The organism is Sphingomonas sp. (genome assembly GCF_026460985.1).
Taxonomy (GTDB): domain Bacteria; phylum Pseudomonadota; class Alphaproteobacteria; order Sphingomonadales; family Sphingomonadaceae; genus Sphingomonas.
Window position 1 is genome coordinate 163,295 of the sequence record NZ_JAPKNM010000001.1, and the last position, 17,781, is coordinate 181,075.

The 17,781-nt window shown below is 68.6% G+C and carries 20 protein-coding genes and 1 other RNA gene; 5 read left to right on the forward strand and 16 right to left on the reverse strand.

Annotated features, from left to right (window positions below; genetic code table 11):
- Positions 1 to 52: 52 nt before the first annotated feature.
- From hrpB to MT490_RS00805, 3 genes are read left to right on the forward strand one after another with little or no spacing between them, the layout of a single operon-like run.
- Positions 53 to 2,521: an ATP-dependent helicase HrpB gene (gene hrpB / locus MT490_RS00795; protein WP_297383377.1), complete on the forward strand. Its 2,469-nt coding sequence runs from the start codon at positions 53 to 55 to the stop codon at positions 2,519 to 2,521.
- Between the two features lie 26 nt (positions 2,522 to 2,547).
- A complete protein-coding gene (locus MT490_RS00800; protein ID WP_297383380.1) occupies positions 2,548 to 2,829 on the forward strand; it encodes an ETC complex I subunit in 282 nt (93 codons plus the stop codon).
- A complete protein-coding gene (locus MT490_RS00805) occupies positions 2,826 to 3,182 on the forward strand; it encodes a nuclear transport factor 2 family protein (protein ID WP_297383382.1) in 357 nt (118 codons plus the stop codon). Before MT490_RS00800 ends, MT490_RS00805 begins: the two co-directional genes overlap by 4 nt.
- Here the strand turns inward: MT490_RS00805 and MT490_RS00810 are convergent.
- From MT490_RS00810 to MT490_RS00825, 4 genes are all read right to left on the reverse strand, one after another.
- The gene (locus tag MT490_RS00810) at positions 3,158 to 3,691 is read right to left on the reverse strand and encodes an NUDIX hydrolase (protein ID WP_297383383.1); all 534 of its coding nucleotides are present in this window, start codon (positions 3,689 to 3,691) and stop codon (positions 3,158 to 3,160) included. The genes MT490_RS00805 and MT490_RS00810 overlap by 25 nt on opposite strands.
- Positions 3,688 to 4,356, reverse strand: a complete 669-nt coding sequence (locus MT490_RS00815) for a hypothetical protein (protein ID WP_297383385.1) — start codon at positions 4,354 to 4,356, stop codon at positions 3,688 to 3,690. The genes MT490_RS00810 and MT490_RS00815 overlap by 4 nt, the downstream gene beginning before the upstream one ends.
- Positions 4,356 to 5,222, reverse strand: coding sequence for a TPM domain-containing protein (locus MT490_RS00820; RefSeq protein ID WP_297383387.1), 867 nt, complete (start codon positions 5,220 to 5,222; stop codon positions 4,356 to 4,358). Before MT490_RS00820 ends, MT490_RS00815 begins: the two co-directional genes overlap by 1 nt.
- 91 nt (positions 5,223 to 5,313) lie before the next feature.
- Entirely contained in the window at positions 5,314 to 5,895 is a 582-nt protein-coding gene (locus MT490_RS00825) for a LemA family protein (RefSeq protein WP_297383389.1), read from the reverse strand.
- Between the two features lie 121 nt (positions 5,896 to 6,016).
- Between MT490_RS00825 and mscL the strand changes: the two genes are divergently transcribed.
- Entirely contained in the window at positions 6,017 to 6,451 is a 435-nt protein-coding gene (gene mscL, locus MT490_RS00830; RefSeq protein WP_297383391.1) for a large conductance mechanosensitive channel protein MscL, read from the forward strand.
- Here the strand turns inward: mscL and MT490_RS00835 are convergent.
- Positions 6,448 to 6,879, reverse strand: a complete 432-nt coding sequence (locus MT490_RS00835; RefSeq protein ID WP_297383393.1) for an Rrf2 family transcriptional regulator — start codon at positions 6,877 to 6,879, stop codon at positions 6,448 to 6,450. The genes mscL and MT490_RS00835 overlap by 4 nt on opposite strands.
- A gap of 58 nt (positions 6,880 to 6,937) precedes the next feature.
- Here MT490_RS00835 and ssrA point away from each other — a divergent pair.
- Positions 6,938 to 7,283: a transfer-messenger RNA gene (ssrA, locus tag MT490_RS00840) on the forward strand.
- Between the two features lie 40 nt (positions 7,284 to 7,323).
- On the opposite strand, the gene MT490_RS00845 is transcribed toward ssrA, so the two are convergent.
- The 11 genes from MT490_RS00845 to infB all read right to left on the reverse strand — a co-directional run bounded on the left by MT490_RS00845 (position 7,324) and on the right by infB (position 17,773).
- Entirely contained in the window at positions 7,324 to 8,379 is a 1,056-nt protein-coding gene (locus MT490_RS00845) for a sensor histidine kinase (RefSeq protein WP_297383395.1), read from the reverse strand.
- Positions 8,380 to 8,524: 145 nt separating this feature from the next.
- The gene (gene pnp, locus MT490_RS00850) at positions 8,525 to 10,873 is read right to left on the reverse strand and encodes a polyribonucleotide nucleotidyltransferase (RefSeq protein ID WP_297383397.1); all 2,349 of its coding nucleotides are present in this window, start codon (positions 10,871 to 10,873) and stop codon (positions 8,525 to 8,527) included.
- Positions 10,874 to 11,030: 157 nt separating this feature from the next.
- Positions 11,031 to 11,300 carry a 30S ribosomal protein S15 gene (gene rpsO, locus MT490_RS00855; RefSeq protein ID WP_297383399.1) on the reverse strand — a complete coding sequence of 90 codons (270 nt, stop codon included), beginning with the start codon at positions 11,298 to 11,300 and terminating at the stop codon, positions 11,031 to 11,033.
- A 21-nt stretch (positions 11,301 to 11,321) separates the two neighbouring features.
- Positions 11,322 to 12,329, reverse strand: coding sequence for a tRNA pseudouridine(55) synthase TruB (gene truB / locus MT490_RS00860; protein ID WP_297383401.1), 1,008 nt, complete (start codon positions 12,327 to 12,329; stop codon positions 11,322 to 11,324).
- 40 nt (positions 12,330 to 12,369) lie between these two features.
- Positions 12,370 to 12,798, reverse strand: coding sequence for a DUF6491 family protein (locus MT490_RS00865; protein WP_297383403.1), 429 nt, complete (start codon positions 12,796 to 12,798; stop codon positions 12,370 to 12,372).
- A 10-nt stretch (positions 12,799 to 12,808) separates the two neighbouring features.
- Complete coding sequence (locus MT490_RS00870; protein ID WP_297383405.1) at positions 12,809 to 13,411, reverse strand: thymidine kinase; 603 nt, start codon at positions 13,409 to 13,411, stop codon at positions 12,809 to 12,811.
- Positions 13,411 to 13,803, reverse strand: coding sequence for a type II toxin-antitoxin system VapC family toxin (locus MT490_RS00875; protein WP_297383407.1), 393 nt, complete (start codon positions 13,801 to 13,803; stop codon positions 13,411 to 13,413). The genes MT490_RS00870 and MT490_RS00875 overlap by 1 nt, the downstream gene beginning before the upstream one ends.
- The gene (locus tag MT490_RS00880) at positions 13,800 to 14,060 is read right to left on the reverse strand and encodes an AbrB/MazE/SpoVT family DNA-binding domain-containing protein (RefSeq protein WP_297383409.1); all 261 of its coding nucleotides are present in this window, start codon (positions 14,058 to 14,060) and stop codon (positions 13,800 to 13,802) included. Before MT490_RS00880 ends, MT490_RS00875 begins: the two co-directional genes overlap by 4 nt.
- 31 nt (positions 14,061 to 14,091) lie before the next feature.
- Positions 14,092 to 14,484 carry a 30S ribosome-binding factor RbfA gene (gene rbfA / locus MT490_RS00885; protein ID WP_297383411.1) on the reverse strand — a complete coding sequence of 131 codons (393 nt, stop codon included), beginning with the start codon at positions 14,482 to 14,484 and terminating at the stop codon, positions 14,092 to 14,094.
- Complete coding sequence (locus MT490_RS00890) at positions 14,481 to 14,906, reverse strand: PaaI family thioesterase (protein WP_297383413.1); 426 nt, start codon at positions 14,904 to 14,906, stop codon at positions 14,481 to 14,483. The genes rbfA and MT490_RS00890 overlap by 4 nt, the downstream gene beginning before the upstream one ends.
- 164 nt (positions 14,907 to 15,070) lie before the next feature.
- Positions 15,071 to 17,773, reverse strand: coding sequence for a translation initiation factor IF-2 (gene infB, locus MT490_RS00895; protein ID WP_297383415.1), 2,703 nt, complete (start codon positions 17,771 to 17,773; stop codon positions 15,071 to 15,073).
- Between the last annotated feature and the right edge of the window lie 8 nt (positions 17,774 to 17,781).

Below are 17,781 nucleotides of genomic sequence, written 5' to 3' on the forward strand. Positions count from 1 at the left end.
CTCCTTCGCCTCGATTTCGCCTAACCCGGGCTGAGGGAATTGGTTGCGCGCGATGAGCGAGGCGCTGCCGATCCACGCCATATTGCCCGATCTGCTCGCCGCATTGCGCGGTGCGAGCAACGCGGTGCTGGTCGCGCCGCCCGGCGCGGGCAAGACCACCGCGGTGGCACCGGCCCTGCTCGGCGAACCCTGGTGCGACGGCGAGGTGCTCCTGCTCTCCCCCCGCCGACTCGCCGCACGCGCGGCGGGCGAGCGGATGGCGGCGCTGGCGGGCGAGAGCGTCGGCAGGACCTTCGGCTATGCGACCCGGATGGACAGCAAGCGATCGGCGGCGACGCGCGTGACGGTCGTCACCGAGGGCATCTTCGTCAATCGCATCCAGGCCGATCCCGAGCTCGCCGGGGTCTCGGCGGTCCTGTTCGACGAAGTGCACGAGCGCAGCCTCGACAGCGATTTCGGGCTGGCGCTCGCGCTCGACGCGCAGGCGGCGCTGCGGCCGGACCTGCGCCTCGTCGCGATGTCGGCGACGCTCGACGGCGCGCGCTTCGCGGCGCTGATGGGAGGCGCGCCGGTGATCGAGAGCGAGGGGCGCAGCTATCCGCTGGAGCTGCGCCATCTCGGCCGCGCGGCCGAGGCGCGGATCGAGGACTCGATGGCCGCGGCGATCCGCACCGCATTGCGCGAGGGCGAAGGCGGGGTGCTCGCCTTCCTGCCCGGGGTCGCCGAGATCGAGCGTACCGCCGAGCGGCTCGGCGCGCTGGACGGCGTGACGCTCCACCGCCTGCACGGCAGCCTCGACCCCGGCGCCCAGCGCGCGGCGATCGCGCCCGATCCAGAGGGGCGACGGAAGCTGGTGCTGGCGACGTCGATCGCCGAGACTTCGCTGACGCTCGGCGGGATCCGCATCGTCGTCGATTCGGGGCTGGCGCGACGGCCGCGCTACGATCGCGCCGCGGGGATGACGCGGCTGGTCACCGAGCGGGCGAGCCAGGCTTCGGTCACGCAGCGCGCCGGGCGCGCGGCGCGGCAGGGGCCGGGGGTGGCGTATCGATTGTGGGAGGAAGCGGCGACGGCAGGGCTGCCGCGCTTCGATCCGCCCGAGATCCTCGAGGCCGATCTCTCGGCGCTGATGCTCGATTGCGCGCTCTGGGGCGTCGCCGATCCGCGCGACCTCGCCTGGCTCGACCCGCCGCCCGAGGCCGCCGTCGCCGAGGCGCGCAAGCGGCTGACCACGCTGGAGGCACTCGACGCGGACGGACGACCGACGGCGCACGGCAAGGCGATCGCGCGCCTGCCGCTGCCGCCGCGGCTGGGCCATATGCTCGTCCGCGCAGGCGAGATCGGGCTGGCGCACACTGCCGCGCAGGTGGCGGTGCTGCTCGGCGAGCGCGGGCTGGGTGGGAACGACGCCGATCTCGAGCTGCGCCTGCGGCGGTGGCGGGGCGAACGCGGGATGCGCGCGGAGAATGGGCGGCGGCTGGCGGAACGGTGGGCGAAACTAGCTCCGGATGCCGCAGAGCGCGCCCCTAGCCCCTCCCTTGCAGGGAGGGGGACGGAATTGGCCACCTGCATCGCCCTCGCCTTTCCCGACCGGATCGCGCGGCGGCGGGATGCTTCGGGGGAGACCTGGGCCTCGGTCGGTGGGCGGGGGTTCCGGCTCGACCCGGCCTCGCCGCTCGCCCACGCCGAATGGCTCGCCGTCGCCGAGACGCAGGGAATGGCCGCGGGCGCGCGCATCCTTTCCGCCGCCGAGATCGCGGCCGATGCGGTCGAAGCCCTGTTCGCCGACCGGATCGAGACGCGGCGCAGCGTGCGCTTCGATCCCGCCACCGGGCGGATCGAGGCACTGCGCGAGCGGCGGCTCGGCGCGATCCGGCTGTCGAGCGGAAGCGATTCGGCCGCCGACCCGGCCGAGATCGAGGCGGCATTGCTCGAAGGCGTGCGCGCGCACGGCCTCGCGCTGCTGCCCTGGTCCGAGACCGCGCAGGCGCTGCGGACCCGCACGGCCTATGCCGGGCTGGAGACGCTCTCGGACGCGGCCTTGCTATCCGCGCTCGACGAATGGCTGCCGCCTTTGCTCGCGGGCAGGCGCCGGCTCGACGCGATTCCCGCCGAGGGCCTGACCCAGGCCCTGCAGAATCTGCTCGGCTGGGAGGGGCAGAAGACGCTCGACCGGCTTGCCCCCGCGCGGCTGGAGACCCCGGCGGGATCGAGCCATGCGATCGACTATGCCGCCGAAGCCGGCCCGACCGTCGAAGTGCGCGTCCAGGCGCTGTTCGGTCTCGCCACCCACCCGACCCTGGGCGACGGCACCCCGCTGGTGCTGAGCCTCACTTCGCCGGCCGGCCGCCCGATCCAGACGACGCGCGACCTGCCGGGCTTCTGGAAGGGCAGCTGGGCCGCAATCGCCAAGGAAATGCGCGGGCGCTATCCCCGGCATCCCTGGCCCGACGATCCGGCCGCCGCCTCGGCGACGCTCAGGACCAAAAAGGCTGATGCAAGGAACGCCACCGCGCGCTAAGGCGCGGGAGTCACATGGAGGCCAAGGTGAAGACCGCCCGTATCTATCAGCGCCCGAAGAACTCGATGCAATCGGGCCGCGCGCGCACCGATCTCTGGATGCTCGAGCTCCAGACCGTGACGCCGCAGGAAGCCGATCCGCTGACCGGCTGGAACGGCGGCAGCGACACGACCAACCAGATCCGCCTCTCCTTCCCCACGCTCGACGCGGCCAAGGCGCATGCCGAGCGCGAAGGCTATGCCTATCACGTCGTTCCCGCGCCGACGCACAAGCTCAAGCTCCAGGCCTACGCCGACAATTTCCGGTGAGCCCGCGCGCGGTGCTCGACCGCTGGATCGCGGCGTTCAACGCCGCCGATCCGGACGCGCTCGCGGACCTCTACCATGCCGACGCGACCAACCATCAGGTCGTGCGCGATCCGGTCGTCGGGCGTGACGCGATCCGGTCGATGTTCGCCGCGGAGTTCGCCGCCGCCGAGATGGTGTGCATCCCCGAGAACCGGTTCAGCGACGGCGAATGGGCGATCCTCGAATGGCGCGACCCCAAGGGGATGCGCGGCTGCGGCTTCTTCCATGTCGTCGACGGCCGCATCGCCTTCCAGCGCGGCTATTGGGACCGGCTGAGCGCGGAAAGCCTCTACGCGTCGCCCAGCAGCGACTGAGCGAGCAGCAGCAGCAGTTTCACGTCGATCGCCACGCCCTCGGCGCGTTTGGCGGCGACGAAGGCGGGTACGTCGCGGCGCGCGACGCGGTGGACAATGATGTCCTCGCCTTCGATCCCGCCGCCTTCGCCTACCTTGGTGAGCCCGGTCGCGCGGACCAAAGTGAAGCCTTCGGTGACCATCCCCGGCGAGGCGTGGAAGAAGCCGAGATCCTCGGCCTGGTCGCAATGATAGCCCGTCTCCTCCTCGAGCTCGCGCCGCGCGGCGTCCATCGCGGTGTCGCCATCGTGCGAATCGCCGATCAGCCCGGCGGGGAGCTCGAGGCAGCGCCGCCCGAGCGGCACGCGATATTGCTCGACGAGGAGGACATGGTCGTCCGCGTCGATCGCCAGGATCACCGCCGCCTCGATGCCGCGGGCACGCGCGACGAACTCCCATTTGCCCTGCCGCTTGGCGACGATCCACTTGCCTTGCCAGACGGTCTCGATCGGCTCTTCGGGGATGCTCATAGTTCGATCAGACGGTCCGGAAGCTCATTGGTGTCGCCTTCGCTGCGCGGGAAATGCTCGGCAAGCACTTTCCCGATCTGCGCGACAGCTTCGGCCAGGCCGTCGCCCGGGCGGCCGTCCTTCACCGCCGTGATCAGCGCCGCCATCGCCGCGCCCCACACGTCCGCGCTCACCTTCGAATGGATAGCCTCGTCGGCGATGATCTCGGCGCGATGCTCGGCGAGGCTGAGGTAGAGCAGGACACCGGTCGCCGCCTTGGTGCGCTTCTCGGCGGCGGTGCGGAACAATGCCAGCGCGCGGCGATGCACGCGGCGCGTCTTGGTCGCCCCCGGCGTCAGCGCCATCCGCAGCGCATCGAGCGCGAGGACGACGCGCGCGACGAGGAAGGTGAGCGCCATCAGGATCAGCGCGAAGGTGAGATACCAGCGCGGCGGCGTCTCCGACCAGGCGTCGACGAGCATCGCATGGAGCCATTCGACCGGCGCGGGCTGCCAGGCGAGCAACGCCAGCACGAACAGCATCGCGAGCACCGTCCAGTGCAAGGCGACGTCGTGATAGGCGTCCGACCGCCCCGCCACGACGGTGACGATCTCGCCGTCGGTGGCGAGTTCGGCCTTGGTGACCGCGGCGCTCACCCGCGCATGATCGGCTTCGGTCAGACGCATCACCAGCTCCCCGAGGCGCCACCGCCTCCGAACGATCCACCGCCGCCCGAGAAGCCGCCGCCATCGCCGCCGCCTCCCCAGCCGCCGCCGTCACCACCACCACCCCAGCCCGACGAGCCGCCGCCGCCGCGGCTCATCTCGCTGGCGATGCTCCACAATAGGATCGGCAGCATGCCGCTGTCGTCGCCGCCACCCCGATAGCGGCGTGCGCCCCAGGGGCCGCGCCGGCGCCGTCCGAAGGCGAGCATCGGGATCAGCACGAAGAGGAGGATGAAGCCCCAGAACAGCAGCCCGAAGGGGAAACCGCCGCCGCTGCGCCGCGCCTGACGAGGCGTCGCCGCCGCCTTGTCCGCCGCGGCCTTGGCCTTGGCCTCGGCGGCTTCGAGCGGCAGCTTCATCTGCTCGGCGATCGCCTGCGCGCCCGCGACGATCCCGCCGGGCACGTCCTTGGCGCGGAATTTGGGGAGGATCGTGTCGTTGATGATGCTGCTCGACAGCGCATCGGTCATGACCGGCTCGAGGCCGTAGCCGACCTCGATGCGCACCTTGCGCTCGGCGGGGGCGACGATCAGGATGATGCCGTTATTGGCGTCCTTCTGCCCGATCCCCCAGGCACGGCCGAGCCGATAGCCGTAATCGGCGATGTCATAGCCCTGCAGATCGGGGATCGTCGCGACGACGAACTGGCGCGTGGTCGCCTTGTTGATGTCCTCGGAAAGCCTGGTGATCTCCGCCTTCTGCGCGGCGTCGAGCAGATTGGCGGCATCGACCACGGGCTCGCGGTCGCGCTTGGGGAAATTCTGCGCCTGCGCCCCGGCGGGGACCGCGAGGAGCAGGAATGCGAGCAGCAAACGAACGATACTCATGTCGTGATCTCGCGAATGATGGCTTCATTGCCGGCGAGGGCCCGCAATCCGCACCTGGCGCGCGCCGGTGCGGATCGCGGGTGGCCGCGGCTCAGCTGCCGTTCCCGAAATCGACCGTCGGCGCATTCTCCGCCCCCGCCTTGGCCTGGAAGGGCGTCATCGGCTTGGCGCCGTAGAAGATCTTGGCGCCGATCGCGTCGGGGAAGGTGCGGATGCGGGTATTATATGCCTGCACCGCGGCGTTGTAGTCGCGGACCGCGATGGTGATGCGGTTCTCGGTGCCCTCGATCTGCGACATCAGCGTCTGGAAATTGCCGACGCTCTGGAGCTGCGGATAGGCTTCCTGCAGCCGCTGGAGCGAGAGCGACAGGCCGTTCTGGGCCTGGTTGAACGCCGAGACCTTGGCCGGATCGGTCAGATCCTCGCCGCTGAGCTGGATCGTCGTCGCCTTGGCACGCGCGTTGACCACGTCGTTGAGGATCTTGCTCTCCGCGCCGACCGCGCCCTTCACGGTGGCGACGAGATTGGGGATCAGATCGGCGCGGCGCTGGTAATTGGCCTGCACGTCGGCCCAGCGCGCCTTGGCGTTCTCCTCGGCGGTGGGCACGCTGTTGAGCCCGCAGGCCGAGAGCAGGACGGCGCCGGCGAGCGCGAGTGCGGCACGAAACTTCATCACCTGTGATCCTCCGGATCTTGTTCAAGGAGTGTCTTATACGACGGCAACACTGGAGCCCGAAAGCGAAATCGGACATGCTTGCGAAACGACGTGAACCGACAGCAGGGAGTTTGGTGCCATGTGGAAGGAATTCCGGACCTTCATCGCGCGGGGCAACGTCCTCGATCTCGCGGTCGGCGTGATCATCGGCGCGGCCTTCGGCACGATCACCAAGTCGCTCACCGACGATCTGATCATGCCGGTGGTCGGCGCCTTGTTCGGCGGGCTCGATTTCTCGAGCTACTTCATCAAGCTGGGCGCGGTGCCCGCGAGCTATACCGGCTCGCTGACCGATTATGCCGCGCTGAAGGCCGCGGGCGTGCCCCTGCTCGGCTTCGGCCAGTTCCTCACCGTGGTGATCAACTTCGTGATCCTCGCCTTCATGGTCTTCCTGCTCGTGCGCTTCGCCAACCGGGTGCTGCGCAGCAGCGCCGAGGCGGCGGCCGATCCGGCGGAAGTGGAACTGCTGCGCGAGATCCGCGACGAGCTGAAGAAGCAGGGTTCCGCGCGCTAGGCCGCGGCGAGGTCCTCGGCGACGGCATCGGCGAGGCTGGTGCCGTCCAGGATGCGCGCGGTCTCGTCGCGCACGCGCGCCATGGCGTGGCGGATCGCGCAGCTCGCTTCGTCCTTGCAATCATTGCACGGGCGATAGGCGGTGCGGCTGACGCAGGGGACGAGCGCGAGCGGGCCTTCGATCACGCGGATGATCTCGCCGAGCGAGATCAGGTGCGACGGCCGGGCGAGGCGATAGCCGCCCATCTTGCCGCGGGTCGACAGCAGGAACCCCGCCTCGCGCAGATCGGCGAGGATGAGCTCGAGGAACTTGCGCGGCACATTGGCCTCGGTCGCGATGCGGTTCATCGGAACGGGCCCGGTAGCGGCCTGCTGCTGGGTGAGGAAAAGCATCGCGCGAAGCGCATAACGGGAACGCTGCGTCAACATGATGCACCCTTCATGCCAATTGATGGCGCCGAAGGGAAGGCCTTAGGCCTTTCAACCTGACCTTTTCATTAAGCGCGAAGTCCCTATATAGGATCCTGCCGGGTTCGCCCGGCTATGGGGATAAACGAAGGCGTGCAATAGGCACAGCGGACCCGGGGGCAGTACCCGGCGGCTCCACCATAAGTGGTGGTGTACTGGACACCGTTTCTGACGGGGCCGAACCAGGATCGACGTGTGTTGAAAAGCGCTATCTATCTCTCAGCGTGGGCCACTGTGACGGTCCGCTACACAAGTGCCAACGATAACGAAGCACTCGCTATTGCGGCGTAACCCCACGGCCTAACGGCCTAAGGTTATTCCAAGATGCGCGGTTGGACCCCACCGGGCAACAGAAGGGGATTCCAGCGGCCGCCAGGGGGGCCGGGCAACAGAACCCCCTGGACCTCATTCGTCCGAAGCATCGACCATGGTCTCGCATCCCGCCGGGATGACGAGTCGCGCGATCGTGCCGCCGTTCGACACCATCTCGAACTCGCCGCCCAGTTGCGCCGCGAGCATCGTCGCGATCCGCAACCCCAGGCCGCCATGCGCGTCCATGCTGAAGCCCGGGCTGAGCCCGGCGCCGTCGTCCGCCACCTCGACCACGAGCGCGCCGTCCTCGCGGCAGGCCGCCGCGACCTCGATCGCGCCGCCGCGCTCCGCGAAGCCATGCTCGATCGCATTCGCCACCGCCTCGGCGACGATCAGCCCGAGCGGGAGCGCCGATGTCGGCGGCACCGCGAGGCCCTCCGCCGCGTGCACCACGAGCCCGATATCGCTCCGCCCGCTCGCGCGCAGGACATCGCCGCACAAGGGATCGAGCAATGCGTGGAGCGGGCGCGGCCGGCCCTCGATATCGTAGAGCTGGCGGCTGATGCCGCCGATCACGGTGAGCCGCATCGCCGCCTCGTTGAGCGCATGGCGCGCCGCGGGCTCGGACACCGCGCTGCGCTGAAGCGCGAGCAACGCCCCGGCGACCTGGAGATTGTTCGACACGCGATGCTGCAGCTCGCGAAACATCAGCGCGCGCGTCTGGGCAAGCTGCGCGCTGCGCTCGCGCTCGCGCACCAGCCCGGCCGTCGAGCGGTGCACCCAATAGACGAGCAGCATCATCGCCGCGGTGACGAGCAGGAACAGGGTCGTCGCCGAATGCGCGCCCGGCGCGAGCGCGAAGCTCTCGAGCCGGGGCAGGAAGAAATGGCGGGCGAGCAGCGCGCAGATCGCCCCCGCGACCAGGCCGAGCCGCGCCCCCAGCAACAGCCCCACGCCGAACACGGCGGGAAAGAAGGTGAGGAAGGGGAAGCCGGGCGGGATCAGCGGATCGAGCAGGAGCCGCAGCACCAGGGCGATAGCGCAGATCGCCAGCATCGCGGCCACGGCCAACAGCGGTCGCCTCTGGAACAGCGGCAGCCGTTCGAGCCAGCGTCCAGCGCCCTCGGCCTTGCCCCCCGACCTGCTCATCCCGCCATCCTGCGCCCGCGCGGATGCGAACACAATCGGGATATACCCGGCCGACGCGCGGCAACCCCCTCATTCGCAACGAAAAGGGGCCCGCGTCTCCGCGAGCCCCCTGTCTTCGCTCCGAGCTTTCGCCGGAGACGCGCTATCAGTCGCGGTCGCCGGTCAGGAACGCGGGGAGGCCGATATCCTCGCCGCCCTTGTCGTCGCCGCCTTCCGAGCGCTCGCGGCGCGGGCCGCGATCACCACGATCGCCGCGCGGACCCCGGTCGCGGTCGCCGCCTTCGCGACGCGGACCACGATCGCGATCGCCGCCACGGCCGCCGCCGCGCTGACGGTCGCCGCGATCACCGCGCGGACCGCGGTCTTCGCGCGGCTCGCGGGCCGGACGGGTGTCCTCGAGCTCTTCGCCGGTCTCCTGGTCGACGACGCGCATCGACAGGCGGACCTTGCCGCGCTGGTCGATCTCGAGGACCTTGACCTTGACTTCCTGGCCTTCGCTCAGGACGTCCGAGACCTTCTCGACGCGCTCGTTGCGGATCTCCGAGACGTGGACGAGGCCGTCCTTGCCGCCCATGAAGTTCACGAAGGCGCCGAAATCGACGAGGTTGACGACCTTGCCCTGGTAGATCTTGCCGACCTCGGCCTCTTCGACCAGGCCCTTGATCCACTTGATCGCGGCTTCGATCTGCGACGGATCGCTCGACGAGACCTTGATCACGCCCTCGTCGTCGATGTCGACCTTGGCGCCGGTGGTGGCGACGATCTCGCGGATCACCTTGCCGCCCGTGCCGATGACTTCGCGGATCTTCGACTTGTCGATCGTGAAGGTCTCGATGCGCGGCGCGTGCGCCGACAGCTCCTCACGGGTGTGGTCGAGCGCCTTGGCCATCTCGCCGAGGATGTGCGCGCGGCCTTCCTTGGCCTGGAGCAGGGCGGTCTTGAAGATCTCTTCGGTGATGCCGGCGATCTTGATGTCCATCTGCATCGTGGTGATGCCTTCGGACGTGCCCGCCACCTTGAAGTCCATGTCGCCGAGATGATCCTCGTCGCCGAGGATGTCCGAAAGGACCGCGAAGTCCTTGCCCTCGAGGATCAGGCCCATCGCGATGCCCGAGACCGGGCGCTTGATCGGCACGCCGGCATCCATGAGGCTCAGCGAACCGCCGCATACCGACGCCATCGACGACGAGCCGTTCGACTCGGTGATGTCGCTGGTCAGGCGGATCGTGTAGGGGAATTCCTCCTTGGTGGGCAGCACCGGGTGCAGCGCGCGCCACGCCAGCTTGCCGTGGCCGACTTCGCGACGGCCCGGCGCGCCGAAGCGGCCGACTTCGCCGACCGAATAGGGCGGGAAGTTATAGTGCAGCATGAAGTGCTGGTAGGAGAGACCGCCGAGACCGTCGATCATCTGCTCGGCGTCGCGGGTGCCGAGCGTGCAGGTCGCGATCGTCTGGGTCTCGCCGCGGGTGAACAGCGCCGAGCCGTGCGCGCGCGGCAGGAAGTGCGCTTCCGCCTCGATCGGACGGATCTGCGTGGTGCTGCGGCCGTCGATGCGCTTGCCGTCCTTGAGGATCGCGGTACGGACGATGTCCGCCTCGAGCTTCTTGACCTGCTTGGCGGCGACGAGCTGCTCCTGGGGAGTCTTCTCGGCCATCGCGGCCTTCGCCTTCGCACGCGCCTCGTTGAGGGCGTTCGAACGCTCGGACTTGTTGGTCAGCTTGTAGGCCGCGGCGATGTCGGCGCCGATCAGCTTCTTGAGCTCGGCCTTGACGGCAGCGGCGCTGTCGTCGGTCTTGAGCTCCCACGGATCCTTGGCGGCCTTCTCGGCGAGGCCGATGATCGCCTTGATCACCTGCTGGCACGCCTTGTGCGCGAACAGCACCGCGCCGAGCATGACCTCTTCCGAAAGCTCCTTGGCTTCGGATTCGACCATCATCACCGCGTCCTGGGTCGCGGCGACGACGAGGTCGAGCTCGCCGGCCTCGACCTGCGCGTCGGTCGGGTTGAGGATGTACTCGCCATCGACATAGCCGACGCGCGCGGCGCCGATCGGGCCCATGAAGGGCACGCCCGAGATGGTGAGCGCCGCGGAGGCGGCGACCATGGCGAGGATGTCGGGCTCGTTCTCGCCGTCATAGGAGAGGACCTGACAGATCGCGTTGATCTCGTTGTAGAAGCCTTCCGGGAAGAGCGGGCGGATCGGGCGGTCGATGAGACGCGAGACCAGGGTCTCCTTCTCGGTCGCGCCGCGCTCGCGCTTGAAGAAGCCGCCGGGGATGCGACCCGCGGCCGAGAACTTCTCCTGATAGTGAACGGTCAGCGGGAAGAAGTCCTGGCCTTCCTTCACGCTCTTGGCCGCGGTCACTGCGCACAGCACCACGGTCTCGCCGAGCGTCGCGATAACCGCGCCGTCGGCCTGGCGGGCAACCTTGCCCGTTTCGAGAGTCAGCGTCTTGCCGCCCCACTCGATCGATACAGTTTTCTTGTCGAACATTTTGGTTCCTTCACTCCCGCTGCCAGATGCGGCGGGGGCCTATGTCCGGGCTATCCGGCCCGGGCGGTTCGGGATGGTCTTCATCCCTGCCAGAGCCGCGGGCCGGATTGCCTGCGGCTCGAATGTCAAAAGGGCGCCGCGAGGGCGCCCTTTCAGGTTACTTGCGAAGACCGAGCTTCGCGATGAGGTCGGTATAGCGACCCTCGTCCTTCTTCCTCAGATAGTCGAGGAGGCTGCGGCGCTTGTTGACCATGAGCAGCAGACCGCGGCGCGAGTGATTGTCCTTCGCGTGGGTCTTGAAGTGCTCGGTCAGGTTGACGATGCGCTCGGTGAGGATCGCGATCTGGACCTCGGGGCTGCCCGTGTCGCCCTTTTCGCGGGCATGTTCCTTGACGAGCGCGTCCTTGCGCTCCTGCGTGATCGACATGTCTTTTCCTACGACATCATTTTACAGGTTGAACCCGCGGACGACCCGGACAAGTCCGGACTGAGCCTCGACCAGCGCGACGGGAACATCGTCCTCACACGCGAAATATTGGCCATCCCTCAAGACAGGGCCGTCAGCGGCGATCCCGGCCAGAACCTGCCCCTGACGGAGCAGCCCTGCCTGGACGGGAGTGAGGGATAGAGCCGGGATGTCGTCCAGCCCCGCCCTCAGCGGCAGGAGGAGGTGTTCAAGGGTGCGGGCCTTAGCGGCATCGGCCAATTTGTCCAGCGAAATCGCGGAATCGAGGCCGAACGGGCCGGCCTTGGTGCGGCGAAGCATGGTGACGTGCCCGACGGTGCCGAGCGCATATGCGATGTCGCGCGCAAGGGAGCGGATATAGGTGCCCTTGGAGACATGGGCGGTGAGGGTGACGCTATCCACTTCCTCCCCCGGAGGGGGAGGGGGACCAGCGAAGCTGGTGGAGGGGTATTCTCCACGGGCGATTTCGCTTGGGGCAACTACCCCTCCACCGCTTCGCGGTCCCCCTCCCCCTCCGGGGGAGGATAGTGTCAGCGCATGGATCACCACGTCCCGGCTCGCCAGCACCACTTCCTCCCCCGCCCGAGCGAGGTCATAGGCGCGCGCGCCGCCGACCTTCAGCGCCGAATAGGCCGGCGGGACCTGCGCGATCGGGCCAGTGAAGCGGGGGAGCACCGCCTCGATCTCCGCCAGCGTCGGCCGCGCGCCGGACGCCGCGATCTCACGGCCTTCGAGGTCGAGCGTGTCGGTCTCCACCCCGAAGCGGATCGTGAAATCGTAGATCTTGTCGCTGTCGAGCATCCGACCCGCCAGCTTGGTCGCCTCGCCGACCGCGATCGGCAGTACCCCCGTCGCCAGCGGGTCGAGCGTGCCGCCATGGCCGACCTTGAACTTGCCGTAGCCGCCTTCGCGCAGCGCGCGCTTGACCGCACTCACGCCCTGCGTCGAGCCGAGTCCCAGGGGTTTGTCGAGGATGATCCAGCCGTGCACGCGCGCGCCCTAGCCCAGCGGGCGCCGCGCCGCCAGCGGATCAGGCGCCTTGCGGCGTCGGCTGCGGCTGGGGCTGCTCCGGCTCCCCCTGCTGCTCCTGCTGCCGCCGCTGCCTCCTGCTCGGCGGCGGATCGCTGCGCACGATGCTCGAGATGCGGCAGCGATCGCGGCCCGCGATGATCGTGTCGCCGCGCGACAGCGTGCTGCTGTTGCCGAAGGTCTGGAAGCCGATCCGGAACGCGAAGGGAAGCTCGTTGCAGCGCGTGAAGAAGCGGACATGGAACCAGTCGCGCCGGGCATTCTGGATGAAGACGCCGCTGCCGTCGCGATCGGGGGCGAAGGTGCGGATCTGCCCCCCGGTCACGAACGGGATCGATACCTGCGCGCCGGCGGGCGGCGTGTCCCCGGTGGTGGTGCAGGCGGTCAGGAGCGACGCCGCGAGAAGCGGGACGGAGAAGGTTCTGGACATGATCAAGTCCTCATTCTGTGGAGGACAGCTCCGCCGGTAACGCCGTACGCTGCATAAAGTGCCGTCGGCATAGAGCGATGTAGCGCTCATTGCCGCCGATCTGCTTCTGTTCGCCTTCGCGGACCGCGCGGCCGGTATCGTCGACGCGCAGGTTCATCGTCGCCTTGCGGCCGCATTCGCAGACCGACTTGATCTCGACGAGCGAGTCGGCGAGCGCGAGCAAGGCGGCCGAGCCCTCGAACAACTTGCCCTGGAAATCGGTGCGCAGGCCATAGGCGAGCACGGGGATGTCGTCCTCGTCGCAGAGCGCGGCGAGCTGGCGGACCTGCGCCATGGAGAGGAACTGCGCCTCGTCGACGAGCACGCAGGCGAGCGGCGCCTCGAAATGCGCATCCTCGGCGATCTGCTGGAGATCGGTGCCGGTATCGAAGGGTATCGCGCTGGCGCTGATCCCGAGCCGCGAATCGATCACGCCCCGGCCGCCGCGATCGTGCACGCCCGCAGTGAACAGCAGGGTGCGCATGCCGCGCTCGCGATAGTTGAAATCGGCCTGGAGCAAGGTCGTCGATTTGCCCGCGTTCATCGAGGCATAATAGAAATAGAGCTTCGCCATCAGGCAGGGGTCTCGATCTTCAAAAGGGATGCGCCGTCAGCGTCACGGTGGAGCCGCCGATCGAAGGTGGCGAATGCTTCGAGCTTTGCGGCGGAAGCGAGGTGGATCATGTCCGCCAGATCAGCGCCTGCGCGGTAGCGCTCGAGTAACCGCAGCACGGTCTCGGAGCGCGGCACTTGAATGCCCTCCAGCAGAGTCAGGGCAATGAGCGCGTCGGCGACTGCGGGGCGCGGCATGCGGCACCGGCTTTCGAGAACCCAGCCGGTTTCGAGCAGCACCGTCAACGACACGAACAGGCTATCGTCCGCCATCAGTTTCCGCACGGCGCCAAGCTGGCTTTCATCGTCACCGAGGATCAGACGCAGGACGATGTTCGTGTCGACGGCGATCATCCCTGATCGGGCCAGAGCGCATCGAAATCGACCATCATGTCCTCGATCGCGAGCGGAGAGCCGGCATATTTGGGCACGCGGCGCCGGAATTCTTCGAAGCTGATGCGCGCGCGGGGTTCCTCCGGCGCTTCGAGGATGATCCGCCGGCCGACACGATGCACGCGCAGCTTCTCGCCGGGCTTCAGGCCCATTGCGTCGCGCACATCCTTGGGGATGACGACCTGGCCCTTGGCCGAGAGCGTGGTTTCGGCGTTCATGTCGGTAAGATGGGTCTTACCGTGCGGCCTGTCAATCTTCCTCGCCCAGATCGCGCGCCACCTTGGGATCGCGCAGCAGCGCGTCGATATGGCTGCCCTCGTCGAAGCTCTCGTCGGCGAGGAACTTGAGCCTGGCGGCGTATTTCATCTTCACCCGGTGGGCGACCTCGCGCTGGAGATAGGCGGTGTTGGTGCGCAGCGCCTTGAGCACCACCTCCTCGTCCTTGCCGAGCAGCGGCTTCACGAAGACAGTGGCGTGGCGCAGGTCGGGCGACATGCGCACCTCGGTGATCGAGACCATGTGGCTGGCGAGCGTCTCGTCATGGACGTCGCCGCGCTGGAGGATCTCCGAGAGGATGTGACGCACCTGCTCGCCGACGCGGAGGGTGCGGACGGAACGGTCTTCGGTCTGGTTGTGCTTCATGCTGTATCCCGGCGCGCCATCGCGCCTTCCATGACGCGGCCCGTGAAGGTGCCGCGGGCGACCAATATGCCGCCTTCGTCGAACAATTCGGCCTCGGTGACCGCGATGGTCTTGCCGAGGCTCACTACCCGCCCCTTGCCGACGAACCGCCCCGGCAGGGCCGGCTTTAGGCAGACGACATGGAAGTCGATCGTCGGCGCATAGGCCGCGCCCCGGGTCGCCGAGAACAATGCCGGGCCCTGGGTGTCGTCGAGCATCGCGGCGAGGAAGCCGCCCTGCACCGTCCCCGCGGGGTTGAGGAAGCGATCATCGGCGGTGAAGCCGATCTCGATCGTCTGCGCGGCGACGTCCACCGCCCGCACTTCCCAGCCGAGCAGCCTGGCCGAGGAGGGGACGGGGAAATCGTCGAAGATCGAGTCCATCGGTTTCCGCCTCAAGCTCCCTCTCCCCTTGTGGGAGAGGGAGGGAGCCGACGAAAGTCGGCGGAAGGGTGAGGGGGAATGGCTGAGTAGGTTAGGTCCCCCTCACCCTTCCCACGCCTTCGGCGCGGGCCCCTTCCCTCTCCCACAAGGGGAGAGGGAGACTTTTACAACGTCCGTTCGCGCATCTCGACTTCGAAGGTCTCGAGATAGTCGCCCGCCTTGATGTCGGTGAAGTTCTGGCTGAACGTGACACCGCATTCGAGGCCCGCGCGCACTTCGGCGACGTCGTCCTTGAAGCGCCGCAGCGACGCGATCTCGCCCGTGTAGATGATGACATCGTCGCGGGTGATGCGCGCCTTGAGCGCCTTGCGGATGACGCCGTCGGTGACGAGCAGACCCGCCGCCTTGCCGTGCTTGCCCGCGCTGAACACTTCCTTGATCTCGGCGCGGCCGACGACGGTCTCGAACGCCTCCGGCCCGAGCTCGCCCGCCATGCCGGCACGGATCTCGTCGGTGAGGTCGTAGATCACGTCGTAATATTTCAGCGCGACCTTCTGCCGTTCGGCGATCTCGCGCGCCTTGGCGTTGGCGCGGACGTTGAAGCCGATGATCGGGGCGCCCGAGGCCGCGCCGACATTGACGTCGCTCTCGGTGATCGCGCCGACGCCCGAGTGCAGGATGCGCACCTTGATGTCGTCGGTCGAGATCTTGTTGAGCGAGCCCACGATCGCCTCGACCGAGCCCTGGGTGTCGGCCTTGACCACCACCGGATATTCGATCGCCTGCTTGTCGCGCAGCGCCGAGAACATGCTCTCGAGGCTGGCCGGCGCCTGGGTGGTGCGCTTCTGCAGCGCCACGCCCTGGCGATATTCGGCGACTTCGCGCGCGCGTGCCTCGTTCTCGACGACCTGGAGCGGATCGCCCGACATCGGCACGCCCGACAGGCCGAGCACCTCGACCGGCATCGACGGCCCGGCTTCCTTGATCTGGCGGCCCTTGTCGTCGATCAGCGCACGGACCTTGCCGCTCTCGCTGCCCACGACGAAGACGTCGCCGACCTTGAGCGTGCCGCGGCCGACGAGAATCGTCGCGACCGGGCCGCGGCCCTTGTCGAGCTTGGCCTCGATCACCGTGCCTTCGGCGGCGCGATCGGGATTGGCCTTCAGGTCGAGCAATTCGGCCTGGAGCTGGATCTTCTCGATCAGTTCGTCGAGGCCGATCTTCTTGAGTGCGGAGACTTCGACGTCCTGCGTCTCGCCGCCCATCTGCTCGACCATCACCTCATGCTCGAGCAGACGCTCGCGCACGCGCTGCGGGTTCGCCGAATCCAGGTCGATCTTGTTGATCGCCACGATCATCGGGACGCCAGCGGCCTTGGTGTGGTTGATCGCCTCGATCGTCTGCGGCATCAGCCCGTCATTCGCGGCCACCACCAGCACGACGATGTCGGTGACGTTGGCGCCGCGCGCACGCATCTCGGTGAAGGCCTCGTGGCCCGGCGTGTCGAGGAAGGTGACCTTCGACTTGTCCTTCAGCGTGACCTGATAGGCGCCGATATGCTGGGTGATGCCGCCGGCCTCGCCCTTGACCACGTCGGTGCCGCGCAGCGCGTCGAGCAGCGAGGTCTTGCCGTGATCGACATGGCCCATGATCGTGACCACCGGCGGACGCGGCTGGAGCGTCTCGAGCGCATCGGCCTCGGTCTCGACCAGATCGACGTCGCTCTCGCTGACGCGCTGGATGTTGTGGCCGAATTCGGTGACGAGCAGCTCGGCGGTATCCTGGTCGATCGTCTGGTTGATCGTGACCGGCATGCCCATCTTGAACAGCGCCTTCACCAGGTCACTGCCCTTCTCGGCCATACGGTTGGCGAGCTCCTGGACGGTGATCGCCTCGGGCACCACGACGTCGCGGACCTGCTTGGCCTGCGGCTCACGCGCGCCGCCATAGGAACGGCGATGCTCCTTCTCGCGGGCACGCTTGAGCGCGGCGAGCGAACGGGCGCGGGCGCCGTCATTGTCGCCGAGCGCACGATTGACGGTGAGCTTGCCCGACTGGCGGCGATCGTCGGCCTTGCGATCGCGCTGCTGCGGACGCGCGGGCTCGGCGGGGCGCCGCGGCGCCAGGCCGGCGCCGCCCGAAGGGGCCGAGCGAGGCGCGGCGGTCGACGCCGCGGGCGCCGATGCGGCGGCTGCGGGGCGCTCCTGCGGCTGCGGCTCGGGCTTGGGCTGCGGCTTGGGGATTTCGGGACGCTGCACCGGCGTGAACAGGCGCGGCGCGGGGCGGCTCGGATCGAGCTGGATGCCGACCGGCTGCGGGGGCGGTGCCGGCGTGGGAGCCGGCGCCGGCGCCGGAGCAGCCTGGGGCACCGTTTCGGGTGCCGCGGCGGGCTCAGGCTCGGGCTCGGGCTTGGCCTCGACCTTGGGCGTATTGGCGGCTTCGGCCTCGGCGCGCGCACGCTCCTCGGCACGGCGGGCCTCGGCCTCGGCAGCCTCGGCGCGCTCGCGCTCCTCGCGGCGGCGCGCTTCCTCGAGCGCGTTCATGCGCTGCTCGTCGGCTTCGCGCAGCAGGCGGGCCTGACGCTCCTGCGCCGTCTCGTTCGAGACCGCGGGGCGCGGCGCGGGCGCGGCCGGGCGCGGCGCCTGCGGCGCTGGCGCCGCGACGACGGGCTCGGGCGCTGGCGCCGTCGTCTCTTCCTGCGGCGCGCCGTGCGGACCGAGGACGCGGCGGCGCTTGACCTCGACCACCACGGTGTTCGAACGGCCATGGCTGAAGCTCTGCTTCACCTTGCCCGTCTCGACCGTGCGCTTCAGCCCCAGCGGCGCGCGCATGCCCAGTTTCGGCTTTTCGTTTTCAGTATCGCTCATGCGCGTGC